Below are 14,788 nucleotides of genomic sequence, written 5' to 3'. Positions count from 1 at the left end.
AAAGCGTTCTGGGCGGTTAAATCCAGGAATGCCGGGCCGGCAGCGTGCCGTTCAGGTGGTAGGCGCCGACGGCGTGGTACTTCCAGCGCACCGGGTCGTGCAGGGTGTGCACCCGGGCATTGCGCCAGTGACGATCGAGGTTGAATTCGGCGAGGGTGGCGCGGCTGCCAGCCAGCTCGAAGAGCTTTTCGCTGGCCAGCAGCGAGATCTCGGTGGTCAGCACCTTGGCTTCGGCTACGGCGATGGAAGCGCGGGCGGCGGACTCGGCGGTGATCGGCGCCGCGCTGACCTGATCCAGCACCTGGCCGGCCTTGCGCAGCAGAGCCTCGGCGGCGTGCAGTTCGATCTGCAGCTTGCCGATCTCGGCGATCACATACAGGTCGTCGCTGGCGCGCTCGACGTTGGCGTCGATCCACGGGCGGGCCCGTTCACGCACAAAGCGGATGGCATCGGCCACGGCTTCCCGGGCGATGCCGGCGTCGATGGCGGCCTGGATCAGTTGCGACACCGCGCCCTGGATATTCGGCGATTCGTTGATCCGCCAGTTGTCCAGCACCAGCTCGGACTCGACCCGCACATCGTTGAGCAGGATGGTGCCGCTGGCGGTGGTGCGCTGACCGAAGCCGGACCAGTCGTCGACGATGCGCAAGCCTGGGGTGCCGCGGCGGACGAAGGCCAGCACCTGGCGGCCTTCCTCGTTGAGTGCCTTGACCGCTACCCAGTGGGCGAACAGGGCGCCGGTGGAGTAGAACTTCTGGCCGTTGATCACATGGCCGTCGGCGTCTTTGGTGATCCGCGCCTTGAGTTCCAGGGTGTTCTTGGTGCCGCGTTCCGGGCCGGCATTGCCGATGCGCCAGCCTTCCAGGACGCTCTGCAGCAGCTGTTTCTTCTGCCGCTCGCTGCCGCAGCCGAGAATCAGGCCGAGGATGCCGAACTGGTTCTGCGGGATCTGCCCCAGGGCCGGGTCGGCCGCGGAAATGATCGCGAAGACTTCGGCCAGGGTGACGAAGGACACCCGTGGCCCGCCGTAGGCGCGGGGGATGGAAATACTGCCCAGGCCGCTGCGGGTGAATTGTTCGATCTGCGCCCAGGGCAGCTTGCGCTGGCGGTCGCGTTGAGCGGCCTGCTGGCGGGCCGCGTCGGCCAGTTCATGGGCGGCTTGCAGGGCTTCGGCGTCGTTGCGCAGAACCCGTGCGGGCAACAAAAGGGGGGCAATATCCAGATCGCTCTGGACCTGTGCTTCAACCAGACTGGACATCAGCGCCACTCCTTGGCTGCACGCAATGCCCTGGCGATCTGCACTGGGGTGATTGTGTTCCGGACCATACCTACCTCACATCTTTTGGATAGGCCGCGTCATGCGGCGAAATCAGAATCAAGAATGTCCGGTGGTCCGGTGCATATACCCTAAGCGCGTATAAAAATTAAATAAACTAACTTTTAGGAATATGAATAGAAGGGTTGAATCCTGGCAGCGGTGCGCTTCTGTAGCCGCTGTCGAGCCTGCGAACGACCGCAGCGCGGGCGCAGGCTCTCAAGACCGCTGAAGGCCTGGCGGCCTTGTCGCAGCCTCGCAAGCTCGGCAGCGGCTACAGGGGGAGGTTTTGGGCGGGCCGTTTGGGCGCCTCAGGTCGAGGTGCCGAGGAGCTTGCTGAGAAACTGTCGGGTGCGTTCTTGCTGAGGGTTGGCGAACAGCGCCTTGGCTTCGCCCTGTTCGACGATCACGCCCTTGTCGAAGAAGATCACCCGGTTGGCCACGTCCCGGGCGAAGCCCATTTCGTGGGTGACGATGACCATGGTGCGCTTCTCTTCGGCCAGGCTGCGGATGGTAGCGAGGACTTCGCCCACCAGTTCCGGGTCCAGGGCCGAGGTCGGTTCGTCGAACAGGATCACCCGGGGTTCCATGGCCAGGGCCCGGGCAATCGCCACGCGTTGCTGCTGGCCACCGGACAGGCGCCTGGGGTAGCTGTCTTCCTTGCCCGCCAGGCCGACCTTGGCCAGCAGCGCGCGACCCAGGGCGACGGCTTGCTCCCGTGGGGTCTTCTTCACCACCAGCGGGCCTTCGATGACGTTCTCCAGGGCGGTGCGGTGAGGGAACAGGTTGAAGTTCTGGAACACGAAACCCACTTGCTGGCGCAGCTGGCGGATCCGGCTTTGTTGCTGGCTCAGCGGGATGCTGCTGTCGATGGCAATGTCGCCGATGCGGATGCGGCCGCTGGTTGGTTCTTCAAGAAAGTTCAGGCAGCGCAGGAAGGTGGTCTTGCCCGAACCGCTGGGGCCGATGATGGCAATCACTTCGCCTTCCTTGACCTGCAGGTCGATGCCATTGAGTACGGTCTGGCCCTTGAACTGCTTGGTCAGTTTTTCCACCACGATCATGGTTTCAAGACTCCTGGTCGTGCCGATTGACCCGCTGTTCCAGACGGTTCTGCAGGTGCGCGAGCACGCTGGCGAGAATCCAGTAGATCAGCGCGGCGGCAAGATACATGGTGAAAATTTCGAAGGTGCGGGCGGTGATCAGCTGCGCCTGGCGGAACAGTTCCGGCACCTGGATGGTGGCGGCCAGGGCCGTGTCCTTGACCAGGGAGATGAAGCTGTTGCCCAGCGGCGGCAGGGCGGTGCGCATGGCTTGCGGCAGGATCGCCCGGCGCAGGGTCTGGGCGCGGGTCATGCCGATGCTGGCGGCGGCTTCCCATTGACCGCGTTCGATGGAGCCGATGGCGGCCCTGAGGATTTCACAGGCGTAGGCCGCCATGTTCAGGGAAAAGCCGATCAGCGCGGCGGGCAACGGGTCCAGTTCCAGCCCCAGTTGCGGCAGGCCGTAATAGATCACGAACAGCTGCACCAACAGCGGCGTGCCGCGAAAGAACGACACGTAGACCCGGGCAATCCAGCTCACCAGCTTGAAGCGCGACAGCCGCATCAAGGCCAGGCCAAAGCCCAGCAGCAGTCCGAAAAACATGCCGCCGAGGCTGAGGATGACCGTGTAATACGCGCCCTTGAGGAGAAATGGCGCTGAATCCAGCGCCAGTTGCAGACCTGCTTCCATTATTGGGTGACGTCAGCGTTGAAGTATTTCTCCGAGAGTTTTTTCAGCGTGCCATCGGCCCGCAGTTCCTCGATGGCCTTGTTCACCGCGGCCAGCAGCTCGGGTTCGCCTTTGCGCAGGGCCACACCGGCTTCCTGGCGGGAGAAGGGTTCGCCGGAGACCACCAGGGTGTCCTTGGTTTTCTTGATCAGCTCGAAGGCGGCCAGACGGTCCACCAGGATGGCGTCGATACGGCCTACGCGCAGGTCCTGGTACTTGGTCGGGTCATCGTCGTAGGTCTTGATGATGGCGGTCGGGACGTTGTCCTTGAGCCATTGCTCGTAGTTGGTGCCCAGGCCCACGCCGACCTTGTGGCCACCCAGGTCGGCAGCGGTCTTGAACTTGCCGTCATCCTTTTTCTGGGTCAGGGCCTGGATCCCGGAGACGGTGTAGGGGGTGGAGAAATCGTATTTTTTCTTGCGCTCTTCAGAGATGGTCACCTGGTTGATCACCGCGTCCAGGCGCTTGGATTCCAGGGCCGCGAGGATGCCGTCCCACTTGGTTGGTTGCAGCTTGACCTTGACCCCGAGCTTGTTCGCCAGGGCTTCGGAGAACTCCACTTCGAAGCCGGCCAGCTTGCCGTTTTCGTCGACGAAGCTGAAAGGTGGATACGTGCCTTCCAGGCCAACGTTGATCACTCCCGCATCCTTGATTTTCTGCAGTTGCTCGCCGGCAACCGCTTGTCCCATCAGTCCGGCACCGAGGGCCAGGCCCAGTGTGCCGATCAGCAGATTGCGACGCAGTACGGAAAAATTCATGACAAGCCCCTGTGAGTTTTCTTATGCACGATGCCGGTGGGAGATGCAGGCCAATCGGTGAGCCGAGCGTGACGCTTTATCCTGCCTTAATGCAGCGTATGCGTCTTTGGGCAAATCAGCCTGCGGCGCGACTATAAAGCGGCGTTTATAGTTTTAAAAATAATATAAATTCACTTTGTTATTCTTTTTTGTTTGGTTGTCCACGAGCAATCTCCTCCCTCGTAGGAACTGGCTTGCCAGCGAAGGCGCCGTCGAGGACGGCGCAAGGCTTACGGGCCTCTTCGCCGGCAAGCCGGCTCCTAGACAAAACTTCACTTCCTACGCGAAGGCGCCGGGGTAGGCGAACAGGGCCGGGGCGCCACCGGTGTGCAGGAAGATGATCGGGCCATCGTTGAAACGCTGGCGACCGACGCCGTCCAGCAGGCCGGCCATGGCTTTGCCGGTGTACACCGGGTCGAGTAACAGGCCTTCCTGGCTGGCCAGCAACTTGACCGCGGCCAGGGTGCCGGCATTGGGTTCGCCGTAGCGAGGGGCGAAGTATTCGTCCCACAGTTGCACGTTGAACGCCGCCGGCAGGTTCACCCCCAGCAGTTCGGCGGTGCGTTCGGCCAGGCCCTGGACCTTGGGCCGCTGATCCTCGTCGCTGCGCGAGACGGTCACGCCGATCACCGGCAACTGTGGCAGCACTTCGCTCAAGGCCAGGGCCAGGCCGCTGTGGGTGCCGGCGCTGCCGGAGGCCAGCACCACCGCGGCGAATTCCAGGCCGCTGTCTTCGATCTGCTGCGCCAGCTCCAGGCCGGCCCGCACGTAACCCAGGGCACCCAGGGCATTGGAGCCGCCGATGGGCACCAGGTAGGGGGTCTTGCCGTTGCTGCGCAGGCGCGCGGCCAGGGCGTGCAACTGTTCATCGGCCTGGTCGAGGTTCTCCACCAACTCGACCTTGGCGTCGAATAGATCCAGCAGCAGGCGGTTGCCGTTGCCCAGGTAGTTGGGGTCTTCGGTGCCGATGGGGTTTTCCAGCAGGGCCACGCAACCCAGCCCCAGCTTGGCGGCCAGGGCGGCGGTCTGGCGCACGTGGTTGGACTGGATGGCCCCGGCGGTGATCAGGGTGTCGGCGCCCTGGGCCAGGGCGTCGGCGGCCAGGTATTCGAGCTTGCGCAGCTTGTTGCCGCCCATGGCCAGAGGCGTGGTGTCGTCGCGTTTGACGTAGATATCGCGCCCGATCCAGGCCGACAGGCGTTCGAGTTTTTCCAAGGCGGTGGTAGACCCGAGCAGGTCCAGACGATTAAAGCGGGCAAGCTGTTGTTTGATCATGAGTCCGCACGGAACAGGGAAGGTGCAGGGACTATAGGCAGCGATATTTGCCCGGGCAACCGTCAATCGCTTATGCGAAAAAGTGCTGTGAGCCGAACAATTAGTTCTTAAACCTCGCCCTGGTGGGGCGTAAAGTGATCGCCGTTTGCGCGGCCCGATTGTCCGGCCGCCCGAGTAAGGAGTCTTATCGTGAGCGAGCGTTCCAGCCATTGGCAATTGCAGACCATCGTTGGCCAACTGCGTGATGCCCGTGATCAGTGGCGTAGCCGCAACGGTCGGGTCAGTGGTGAGCAGGGCGGGCGCGAACTGCCGTCGCGAGCGGCCATGGCAGAGATCCTTGAAGCCCTGTGCGGTGCGCTGTTCCCCATGCGCCTGGGGCCGGTGGATTTGCGCGAAGAGAGTGAAGACTTTTACGTCGGCCACACCCTGGACGCGGCGCTCAATGCCTTGCTGGCCCAGGCGCGTCTTGAACTGCGTTATGTGGCCCGGCAGAACGGTGAGGCGGACGCCGAGGTCAACGCCAAGGCGATTCGCCTGATCCAGGACTTCGCCCTGGCCCTGCCCGGCCTGCGGGTGTTACTGGACACCGACGTGCTGGCGGCCTACCACGGTGATCCGGCGGCCCGTAGCGTGGATGAAGTGCTGCTGTGCTACCCCGGCATCCTGGCGGTGATTCACCACCGTCTGGCGCATCATCTGTATCGCGCCGGCCTGCCATTACTGGCGCGGATCAGTTCGGAAATCGCCCACTCGGCCACCGGCATCGACATTCACCCCGGGGCGCAGATCGGCCGCAGCTTCTTCATCGATCACGGCACGGGTGTGGTGATCGGCGAGACCGCGATCATCGGCGAGCGGGTGCGCATCTACCAGGCGGTGACCCTGGGGGCCAAGCGCTTCCCGGCGGACGAAGACGGCCAGTTGCAGAAGGGTCACCCGCGTCACCCGATCGTCGAGGACGACGTGGTGATCTATGCCGGCGCGACCATCCTGGGGCGCATCACCATCGGCAAGGGTTCGACCATTGGCGGCAACGTCTGGCTGACCCGCAGCGTGCCGGCCGGTTGCAACCTGACCCAGGCCAACCTGCAGCACGATGACGGCTCGCAAAAGTAGGACAGGCCTTCTGTAGCCGCTGCCGAAGGCGGCGAACGAGCCGCAGGCTCGCCGGCGATTCCACCACCGCCGAGGCCCCTGCGGTGCCTGGCGCAGCCTGCGGCAGCGGCTACAGAGGCGCCCATGCCTCCCGCTGCAGCGGCTTCTTGTAGCCGCTGCCGAGCCTGCGAGGCTGCGAAAAGGTCCGCAGGACCTTGCTTGTCGATGAGCCGCCGAATTTCAGCGGCTTCAATCTCGCCGCGCCGGTGTGCCGCCCAAACCCCGCGCAGCCTGCGGCAGCGGCAGCGGCAGCGGCAGCGGCACCGGCACCGCGTGCGGGCAGCGTTTTTTCTGCTGAACGATTGCGTCCGACATACGTCATACCCTTCCCTGAGCTAGCGTACTGAACAGTACCGCTGAGCCCTGCGATTAGTCCTCGACCGCCTATCCATGTTTAACTTGAACGCTCGTTCAAGTTAAACCGGTGGTTCGCTGCCCGCTCACAACAGGAGGCTTGCCTTTGCTGAGTCCGTACATTTCAGCCGTGTTTCATCCCTTCGAGGTGCACCCTTCATGAGTGCGCCATCCAGCTCCGCGAATACTCTGATTCGCATGAACCCTCCGGTGTTCTACTTCGCCGCGAGCTTTATCCTGATCTTCGGCGTGGTGGTGATTTCCATGCCCGAGCAGGCCGGCGCCTGGCTCCTGGCGGCGCAAAACTGGGCGGCCAACACGGTCGGCTGGTACTACATGCTGGCGATGACCCTGTACCTGGTCTTCGTGGTGGTCACCGCCTTGTCCGGCTACGGCAAGATCAAGCTCGGTGCCGACCACGACGAACCCGAGTTCAGTTACCTGTCCTGGGCCGGCATGCTGTTCGCCGCCGGGATCAGCATCACCCTGTTCTTCTTCTGCGTCTCCGAGCCCCTGACCCACATGCTGCAACCGCCCCAGGGTGAGGCCGGCACTGCCGAGGCGGCGCGTCAGGGCATGCAGTTGCTGTTCCTGCACTGGGGCCTGCACGGCTGGGGGGTGTTCGCCTTCGTCGGCATGGCCCTGGCCTACTTTGCCTACCGGCATAACCTGCCGCTGGCCCTGCGTTCGGCGCTGTATCCGCTGATCGGCAAGCGCATCAACGGCCCCATCGGCTATGCGGTGGACGGCTTCGGCATCATCGCTACGGTGTTCGGCCTGGGTGCCGACATGGGCTTTGGTGTGCTGCACCTGAACTCCGGCCTCGACTACCTGTTCGGCATCGCTCACACCCAGTGGATTCAGGTCGGCCTGATCACCTTGATGATGGGCGCGGCGATCATTGTTGCGGTGTCGGGAGTCGACAAGGGCGTGCGGGTGATGTCCGACATCAACATGCTGCTGGCGGTGGCGCTGCTGCTGTTCGTGCTGTTCGCCGGCCCAACCCAGCACCTGCTCAACACCCTGATCCAGAACCTGGGGGACTACCTGGGCGCCTTGCCGACCAAGAGTTTCGACGTTTACGCCTACAACAAGCCCAGCGACTGGCTGGGCGGTTGGACGGTGTTCTACTGGGCCTGGTGGATTGCCTGGTCGCCCTTCGTGGGGCTGTTCATCGCACGGATTTCCCGGGGCCGGACCATTCGTGAGTTCGTCTTTGGCGTGCTGCTGATTCCCCTGGGCTTCACCCTGGCGTGGATGTCGATCTTCGGTAACAGCGCCATCGACCAGGTGCTCAACCACGGCATGAGCGCCCTGGGCCTGTCGGCCATCGACAACCCGTCGATGACCCTCTACCTGCTGCTGGAAACCTACCCCTGGAGCAAGACCGTGATCGCGGTCACGGTGTTCATCAGCTTCGTGTTCTTCGTCACCTCGGCGGACTCCGGCACCGTGGTGCTCTCGACCCTGTCGGCCAAGGGCGGCAACGCCGATGAAGACGGGCCGAAATGGCTGCGGGTGTTCTGGGGCGCGATGACCGCGCTGGTCACCAGCGCGTTGCTGTTCGCTGGCAGCATCGACTCGCTGAAGTCGGCGGTGGTGCTGACCTCGCTGCCGTTCTCGCTGATTCTGCTGTTGATGATGTGGGGGCTGCACAAGGCGTTCTACCTGGAATCGCAGCGGCGCATCGCCCAACTGCACTCCCTGGCCCCGGTGGCGCCTTCGCGACGCGGCAAGGGCGGCTGGCGCCAGCGCCTGAGCCAGGCGGTGCACTTCCCGTCCCGGGACGAGGTGTATCGCTTCCTTGATCAGACGGTGCGCCCGGCCATTGAAGAGGTGACCGCGGTATTCGTCGAGAAAGGCCTGAACGTGGTGACCCAGCCCGACCCGGCCAACGACAGCGTGAGCCTGGAAATCGGCCATGGCGACCAGCATCCGTTCATCTATCAGGTGCAGATGCGTGGGTACTTCACCCCGTCCTTCGCCCGTGGTGGCATGGGCCCCAAAGAGCTGCGCAACCGCCGTTACTACCGGGCCGAGGTGCATCTGGCCGAGGGCAGTCAGGATTACGATCTGATGGGTTACACCAAGGAGCAGATCATCAACGACATCCTCGACCAGTACGAACGCCACATGCAGTTCCTGCATCTGGTGCGCTAAGCCAGACGCTCAGGCCCTGGTGAACAGCAAGTAGAGCACCAGGGCCAGCACTGGCACGGCAAACACCAGGCTGCCGACCATCAGTTCCGATCTCAGGGGCTGATGGGCGGTGACCATCCCCACCGCGCCGTTGATCACCGTCAACGCCAGCCACAACCCAGTAAATCCATAGCCCAAGGTCTGTCGGGCAAAGCCCAGTCGTTCGCCAATAAACAGCACCAGCGCCAGCAGGATCAGGCCGAAGGTGATGATGATGGTGGTGTGCATGATGGGCATCTCCTCGCAGGAGCGGCCAGGCGGCGTACCGCTTGCCGGTGAATGGATTTACGGGCTTGTGTTTCGAGCATAGGCGTCAAACCCGCCCGCCATTGGCCTGCAGAATCTGTCCGTTGACCCAGGCCGCCGCCGGGCTTGCCAGGAAGCTGATGATGTTGGCGATATCCTCCGGCTGGCCGAGGCGCTCCTGGGGCGGCATCTTGGCGAAACTCGCCATTTGTTCCTCGCTCTAGCCCTTTACGAACAGCTCGCTAGCCACCGGCCCTGGCGCTACGGCATTGAGCGTGATCTGGCGTCCGCGCAGTTCCTTGGCGAACACCTGGGCCAGGGATTCCACCGCGGCCTTGCTGGCGATGTACGGCGCATAGCCCGGCAGGTTGAGGCCTGCGGTGCTGCTGGAAAAGTTGGCGATGCGGCCGCCCTCGCTGATTGCCCCCGACGGGTGGCGAATCTGCAACAGGTGACCTGCGCCAGCCCGAGCTATTTGGCGCATCACGGTGAGCCGCGCAGCCTGGACGAGCTCGGAGCGCTTCGACCGGCTCCTACGGCGAGCTTTGGGGTTGTCCCTTTTGCAGCATGAGCATGGAGTCATCCGTGCTCAGTTCCCCCCGCCATAACAAGTTCGGGACCTGCCTTATGGCTGTCGGTCAGCACCTTGCTGCCTGGCGTCATGCGTATATGCCGGCCCAGGCAAGACTGGGTTTTGCGGTCTATAAAGAACTGGCGCAGATCGCCGGAGCCATGTCGCTTTGATGCGCTGTGTGTCGCCGACAGCCTGGCAAGCGCCACAGACTCCATTGCCGAGCGCATGGCCCGCTCCACCTTCTTCGAACCCTTGGTTGTGCGCTGGGCCTTGGCGGCCGTGATCGAGCGAACGGGGCGTATTGCCACTAGTGCTAAGAACTATAACGTACCGTGATACGTAGTACGTATAGTGGTCTGAAGGTCCTTCTTTCAGGGGGGCGGAAGGGGTGGATCGGGTGAACTCCGACAATGCCGTCGACGCGCGAATTTAGGTCGTGAGCAACATGTCGCACCTCATCGTCGGGTGTCGGAGTTCTATCAGTTAGTGACCGGGCTTTGCGGCAATTGGCAGGGCGATGCCTGTGTCCGGGATAAGATGAGTGGTCAGTACGATAACCTGCAGTTACCGCATTTACTGGACAGTTTCGCGGCAATCTTCCCAATCAAAGGGCCGTTGAATGTGACGCGGCCATCCCAGGGTTATCCCCTGATTGTCCAGCTCGGGTCTTCGAGAGCGGGCGCGATCTGGCGGTGCAAACCGCTGAGGTGGTGTTCACTGTGCGGTCCTCCCTGGCCTGCGCCCAGGACTTTTACGTCGACCTGAAAGGGTGTCTCGGGTAGTACGAATTTAGTATGTAATCCATGAAAATCATGCCTGGCACGCTCGTTGTCATGGCTGACCGTAAGCGTCGTGCCCGGGAAAAATTTGAGTCCTCCGGCAGTGGGTATCGCATCGTCCGGCAGGGTTGCAGGATTTTGCGGCGCAGGAGATTCCGGAACTGCAGTGGCGTGGATTGTTCAGAGCAGAGTATGAAGGGCCGTACCCACGGTGGTGTGCCGGTGAGTAAGGCCGGCAATGTGTGTGCCGAGGTTAACCCTTCCAGATTGACCCCAACCCAAAGAGGATTCGATGACTTATCTAGCTGCCGAAAATCGCTACGACTCCATTCCCTATCGCCGTGTCGGACGCAGTGGCCTGGTGCTGCCGGCGCTGTCCCTGGGGCTTTGGCACAACTTTGGCGACAGCACGCCCATCGATACCCAACGCGCCTTGCTGCGCACGGCTTTCGACCTGGGCATCAATCACTTCGACCTGGCCAATAACTATGGCCCGCCCTATGGCAGTGCCGAGATCAATTTCGGCCGGCTGCTGCGGGAAGACTTCAAGGCCTATCGCGATGAGTTGATCATCTCCAGCAAGGCCGGTTGGGACATGTGGCCAGGGCCTTACGGCCAGGGCGGAGGCTCGCGCAAGTATGTGCTGGCCAGCCTGGACCAGAGCCTGCAGCGCCTGGGCCTGGACTATGTGGATATCTTTTATTCCCATCGTTTCGACCCGGATACCCCGCTGGAGGAAACCGCCAGCGCCCTGGCCAGCGCGGTGCAGCAGGGCAAGGCGCTGTACATCGGCATTTCTTCCTACTCCGGGGTGAAAACCCGGGAAATCGCCGCGCTGCTCAAGGAGTGGAAGGTGCCGTTGCTGATCCATCAGCCGGCCTACAACATGCTCAACCGCTGGGTGGAGAAGGACTTGCTGGATACCACCGACGAGCTTGGGGTCGGGGTCATCGCCTTTACGCCGCTGGCCCAGGGGCTGCTAACCGACAAATACCTCAATGGCATTCCCGAGGATGCGCGAGTCAATCGTCCGGGCGGTGGTTCGTTGCAGGCCGCTCATTTGTCCGAGGCCAATATCGCCCATGTGCGGGCCCTCAACGAGATCGCCAGGAATCGCGGCCAGAGCCTGGCGCAGTTGGCCCTGGCGTGGACCCTGCGCGACCCGCGGGTGACCTCGGCGCTGATTGGCGCGAGCCGACCGGAGCAGATCATCGAGAATGTCGGGGCGTTGCAGAACTTGAGTTTTACCGTAGAGGAGCTGGCGGAAATCGATCATTTCGCCAAAGAGGGGCGGATCAACCTGTGGGAAAGGCCATCGACGGCAGAGTAGGTCCTTCAGGATCTGCATTGAGCAAACAGCCCTTAACAGAGTTATCTGTCGGGGGCTGTCTGGGCGCCTGGAGCGGGGCGCTGGGCGAAGCTGCTGCCGGCCCTGTCAGTGCGCCGGGGCGGCTGTGTTGGTGCTGACTTTCAGCGAGGTCTGGGTGCTGGCCACTGCGCGTTCCTGGGAGTCTCCCAGATCGACTTTGGCGGTCACCGACAGACCCGGCCGCAGGCGCTCGAGGCCCGGTTGGTCGGCGTTGAAGCGAATGCGCACCGGCACCCGCTGCACGATCTTGGTGAAGTTGCCGGTTCCCGGTTCAAAGGGCAGCAGGGCGAAGGTCGAACCTGAACCCGGCGCCAGGCTTTCCACGGTGCCGACGATACTCACGCCCGGCAAGGCATCGATCTTGATACGGGTGGATTGGCCCGGGTACATGTGCTGAGTCTGGGTTTCCTTGAAGTTGGCCAATACATAAAGGTCATGCAGCGGCACCAGGGTCAGCAGGCGTGAGCCCGGTTGCACATAGTCCCCCACTTGAATCTGCCGATTGCCCACGGTGCCATCCATCGGCGCATAGACAGTGGTGTGTCGCAGGTCCTGTTGCGCCAGCTCCAGTCGGGCTTTCGCCGTCACCACCTTGGCCTTGGCCATTTGCAGCTGCGCCTGCAAGCGTTCGCGTTGGGCTGAAGTGACAGCAAGGTCGTTTTCCGCCACTTGCAGCATGGCTTGGGCATAGGCGAGACCTTGCTCTGCCGAGATCGCCTGAGTGCTGTATTTCTCGACTTCGTTGCGCGCCACAGCACCGGTAGTGACCAGGGTGTCGAAACGGTTACGTTCCGCCCCTGCGCGCTTGGACTCGGCCTGGTTGGTGCGGATTGAGGTGCGCGCCGCCAGCACCCGAGCGTTGGCCAGGCGCTGTTCGGCATCCTGGATCGTCAGGGCTGCTTCAGCCAGGGCGACCTGGGCTTGATTGTCGGCGAGATCGCCTTCGGCCAGGGCGACTCGGCTATCGAACTCTTCGCTGTTGATGCGCACCAGGGGCTGTCCGGCCGTCACAGTCTGGTGGTCCTTGACCAGGACTTCGGTCACCAGGCCATGAACCCGTGGTGCGACGGAGGTGGCATCGGCGGCGATGTAGGCGTCGTCGGTGGCTTCAGTTGAAGGCGCCATCAGCACCCAGGCCACTCCGACCGCCACCAAGGTCATGGCAATGGCACCAGCGATCAGAGGCCGTTTGGAGCGCTTGCGCGGCTTTTCCGTCTCTTGCGTGGCTTGCAGGATGGCGTTCTGAGTCTGGGTGCTCTGCTCCATGTTGAAGCTCCATGCTGTTTTGAATTACGATCATAATATTAATATGGCGGTCGCAATACTACAGGGAAGTACCTACCGTGACGACAAGCGTATCCGACCTCCCTGACGCGGGCGCCCAGCCTGGTCAACAGTCCACCCGACGCAAGTTTCTGGTCTTCACCATCATGGCCTTTGGCATGTTCATGGCGTTGATCGATATCCAGATCGTGGCGGCATCCCTGAACGATGTGCAGGCCGGACTCAGTGCCGGCCCTGATGAAGTGAGCTGGGTGCAGACCGCCTATCTGATCGCCGAACTGATCATGATTCCCTTCTCGGCATTCCTCGCCCAGGCGATTTCCACCCGCTGGCTGTTCTCTGTCAGTGCGGCATTTTTTACCTTGTTCAGCATTGGCTGCGGGATGGCCTGGAACATCGAATCGATGATTGTATTGCGGGCCCTGCAAGGCTTCGCCGGCGGGGCCATGGTGCCTACGGTGTTTGCCGTGGGTTTCGTGCTATTCGAGGGCAAGCAGCGGGCGATGGTCCCGGCCATCCTCGGCATGACAGCGGTGCTGGCGCCGACGCTGGGCCCCACGGTGGGCGGGCTGGTGACCTTCTATCTGGACTGGCGCTGGATCTTCTTTATCAACGTGCTGCCGGGGCTGCTGATCTGCATTGGTGCGGCGCTGCTGATCGATGTGGATCGCCCCGATCTGTCGATGTTGCGGCGGATCGACTGGCTGCACTTCGTGGCCATGGCCCTGGCACTGGGATGCTTCGAGTACGTGCTGGAAGAGGGGCCGCGCAAGGACTGGTTCAGCGATAGCGGGATTGTCATTGCCGCCTGGGTTTCCATTGTCTCCTTTGGTTTGTTTATCGAGCGTTCGCTGTATTCGAATAACCCGATTGTGTCGTTGGTGCCCTTTCGCGATCGGACCTTTTCCATCGCCTGCCTGTTGAACCTGGTGATTGGCTTTGGCCTGTATTCCTCGACTTATCTGGTCCCGGTGTTTCTCGGACGAGTGCGGGGTTTCGACAGCCTGGAAATCGGCACCACCGTTTTCGTCGTGGGAATCGGGCAACTGGTGAGTACGATCATTGCCGCCCGGGCTTCGGAGAAGGTTGATCGACGCTTGATCATTTCGGTGGGCTTTCTGGGCCTGGCGCTGAGCTTGTGGCTGACCTCCCGGGTCACGTCCAACTGGGGATTCGATGAGCTGCTGGTTCCTCAAGTTGCCCGCGGCCTGTTCCTGATGCTCTGCATCGTTCCCAGTGTGAACATGGCCTTGAGTTCATTCCAGGGCGTGGAATTGCGTCAGGCCTCCGGCCTGTTCAACCTGATGCGCAACCTGGGGGGCGCCATTGGCATTGCAACGGTCAACACCTGGCTGCAGGACGACGCCCGAACCCAGGGGCTGCGTCTGTCGGAATCCTTGGGTGCCAAGGCGGTTGCGGCCCAGGAACTGATGGGGCAGTTGGCCCTGAAGATCGCCGCCGATACGCCTGACTCCAGCCACGCATTCCTCATGGCCCAGGGCATTCTTGGCAGATTGGTGGGGCGTGAAGCCTTGACCCTGGCGTTTGGCGATGTATTCCGCCTGATGGCGATGATGTTCGTGGTGGCGCTGCTGCTGGTGCCGCTGTGCAAGGTTCCCCCGGCTGCGCCAGGCACGGCCGAGGATGACAAGTGATGGCTCCAGTGCG

General features: G+C 62.4%; 13 protein-coding genes and 1 pseudogene. 5 read left to right on the top strand and 9 right to left on the bottom strand.

What is annotated here, in order from left to right; all coding sequences use genetic code 11:
* Window positions 1–16 precede the first annotated feature (16 nt).
* From PQT43_RS16415 to PQT43_RS16395, 5 genes are all read right to left on the bottom strand, one after another.
* A complete protein-coding gene (locus PQT43_RS16415) occupies window positions 17–1,258 on the bottom strand; it encodes an SfnB family sulfur acquisition oxidoreductase (RefSeq protein WP_272754311.1) in 1,242 nt (413 codons plus the stop codon).
* A 368-nt stretch (window positions 1,259–1,626) separates the two neighbouring features.
* Entirely contained in the window at window positions 1,627–2,379 is a 753-nt protein-coding gene (tcyN, locus tag PQT43_RS16410) for an L-cystine ABC transporter ATP-binding protein TcyN (RefSeq protein ID WP_272754310.1), read from the bottom strand.
* A gap of 4 nt (window positions 2,380–2,383) precedes the next feature.
* Window positions 2,384–3,049: a cystine ABC transporter permease gene (tcyL, locus tag PQT43_RS16405; protein WP_092318582.1), complete on the bottom strand. Its 666-nt coding sequence runs from the start codon at window positions 3,047–3,049 to the stop codon at window positions 2,384–2,386.
* Window positions 3,049–3,846, bottom strand: coding sequence for a cystine ABC transporter substrate-binding protein (gene tcyJ, locus PQT43_RS16400; RefSeq protein ID WP_102882197.1), 798 nt, complete (start codon window positions 3,844–3,846; stop codon window positions 3,049–3,051). The genes tcyL and tcyJ overlap by 1 nt, the downstream gene beginning before the upstream one ends.
* A gap of 318 nt (window positions 3,847–4,164) precedes the next feature.
* On the bottom strand, window positions 4,165–5,160 hold the full coding sequence (locus PQT43_RS16395; protein ID WP_265074033.1) for a D-cysteine desulfhydrase: 996 nt from the start codon (window positions 5,158–5,160) through the stop codon (window positions 4,165–4,167).
* 189 nt (window positions 5,161–5,349) lie between these two features.
* Between PQT43_RS16395 and epsC the strand changes: the two genes are divergently transcribed.
* Entirely contained in the window at window positions 5,350–6,276 is a 927-nt protein-coding gene (gene epsC / locus PQT43_RS16390; protein WP_102862636.1) for a serine O-acetyltransferase EpsC, read from the top strand.
* A 228-nt stretch (window positions 6,277–6,504) separates the two neighbouring features.
* Here epsC and PQT43_RS16385 read toward each other — a convergent pair whose 3' ends face one another.
* A complete protein-coding gene (locus PQT43_RS16385; RefSeq protein WP_272754307.1) occupies window positions 6,505–6,630 on the bottom strand; it encodes a hypothetical protein in 126 nt (41 codons plus the stop codon).
* Window positions 6,631–6,867: 237 nt separating this feature from the next.
* On the opposite strand from PQT43_RS16385, the gene betT reads away from it, so the two are divergent.
* Entirely contained in the window at window positions 6,868–8,829 is a 1,962-nt protein-coding gene (gene betT, locus PQT43_RS16380) for a choline transporter BetT (protein WP_170002611.1), read from the top strand.
* Between the two features lie 9 nt (window positions 8,830–8,838).
* Here the strand turns inward: betT and PQT43_RS16375 are convergent, their stop codons facing one another.
* Window positions 8,839–9,096, bottom strand: coding sequence for a hypothetical protein (locus PQT43_RS16375; RefSeq protein ID WP_110595310.1), 258 nt, complete (start codon window positions 9,094–9,096; stop codon window positions 8,839–8,841).
* Between the two features lie 85 nt (window positions 9,097–9,181).
* Window positions 9,182–9,529: pseudogene (locus tag PQT43_RS16370) on the bottom strand (SDR family oxidoreductase); the annotation flags it as partial.
* A gap of 170 nt (window positions 9,530–9,699) precedes the next feature.
* On the opposite strand from PQT43_RS16370, the gene PQT43_RS16360 reads away from it, so the two are divergent.
* Both PQT43_RS16360 and mgrA read left to right on the top strand, forming a co-directional pair.
* The gene (locus PQT43_RS16360; protein WP_272754306.1) at window positions 9,700–9,858 is read left to right on the top strand and encodes a hypothetical protein; all 159 of its coding nucleotides are present in this window, start codon (window positions 9,700–9,702) and stop codon (window positions 9,856–9,858) included.
* Between the two features lie 901 nt (window positions 9,859–10,759).
* Window positions 10,760–11,797: an L-glyceraldehyde 3-phosphate reductase gene (mgrA, locus tag PQT43_RS16355; RefSeq protein WP_102862639.1), complete on the top strand. Its 1,038-nt coding sequence runs from the start codon at window positions 10,760–10,762 to the stop codon at window positions 11,795–11,797.
* A gap of 105 nt (window positions 11,798–11,902) precedes the next feature.
* On the opposite strand, the gene PQT43_RS16350 is transcribed toward mgrA, so the two are convergent.
* Window positions 11,903–13,102 (bottom strand): HlyD family secretion protein, encoded by a 1,200-nt coding sequence (locus PQT43_RS16350; protein WP_267269220.1) that lies wholly within the window; start codon window positions 13,100–13,102, stop codon window positions 11,903–11,905.
* Window positions 13,103–13,179: 77 nt separating this feature from the next.
* Here PQT43_RS16350 and PQT43_RS16345 point away from each other — a divergent pair, with 77 nt between their 5' ends.
* Window positions 13,180–14,775, top strand: coding sequence for a DHA2 family efflux MFS transporter permease subunit (locus PQT43_RS16345; RefSeq protein WP_102882191.1), 1,596 nt, complete (start codon window positions 13,180–13,182; stop codon window positions 14,773–14,775).
* The last annotated feature ends 13 nt before the right edge of the window (window positions 14,776–14,788 follow it).

Origin of the sequence: Pseudomonas sp. BLCC-B112, assembly GCF_028550695.1 — a bacterium.
In the GTDB taxonomy this organism is placed as follows: domain Bacteria; phylum Pseudomonadota; class Gammaproteobacteria; order Pseudomonadales; family Pseudomonadaceae; genus Aquipseudomonas; species Aquipseudomonas danubii.
Note: the sequence above shows the minus strand (reverse complement) of the source record. Positions and strands in the feature narration are given on the sequence as shown.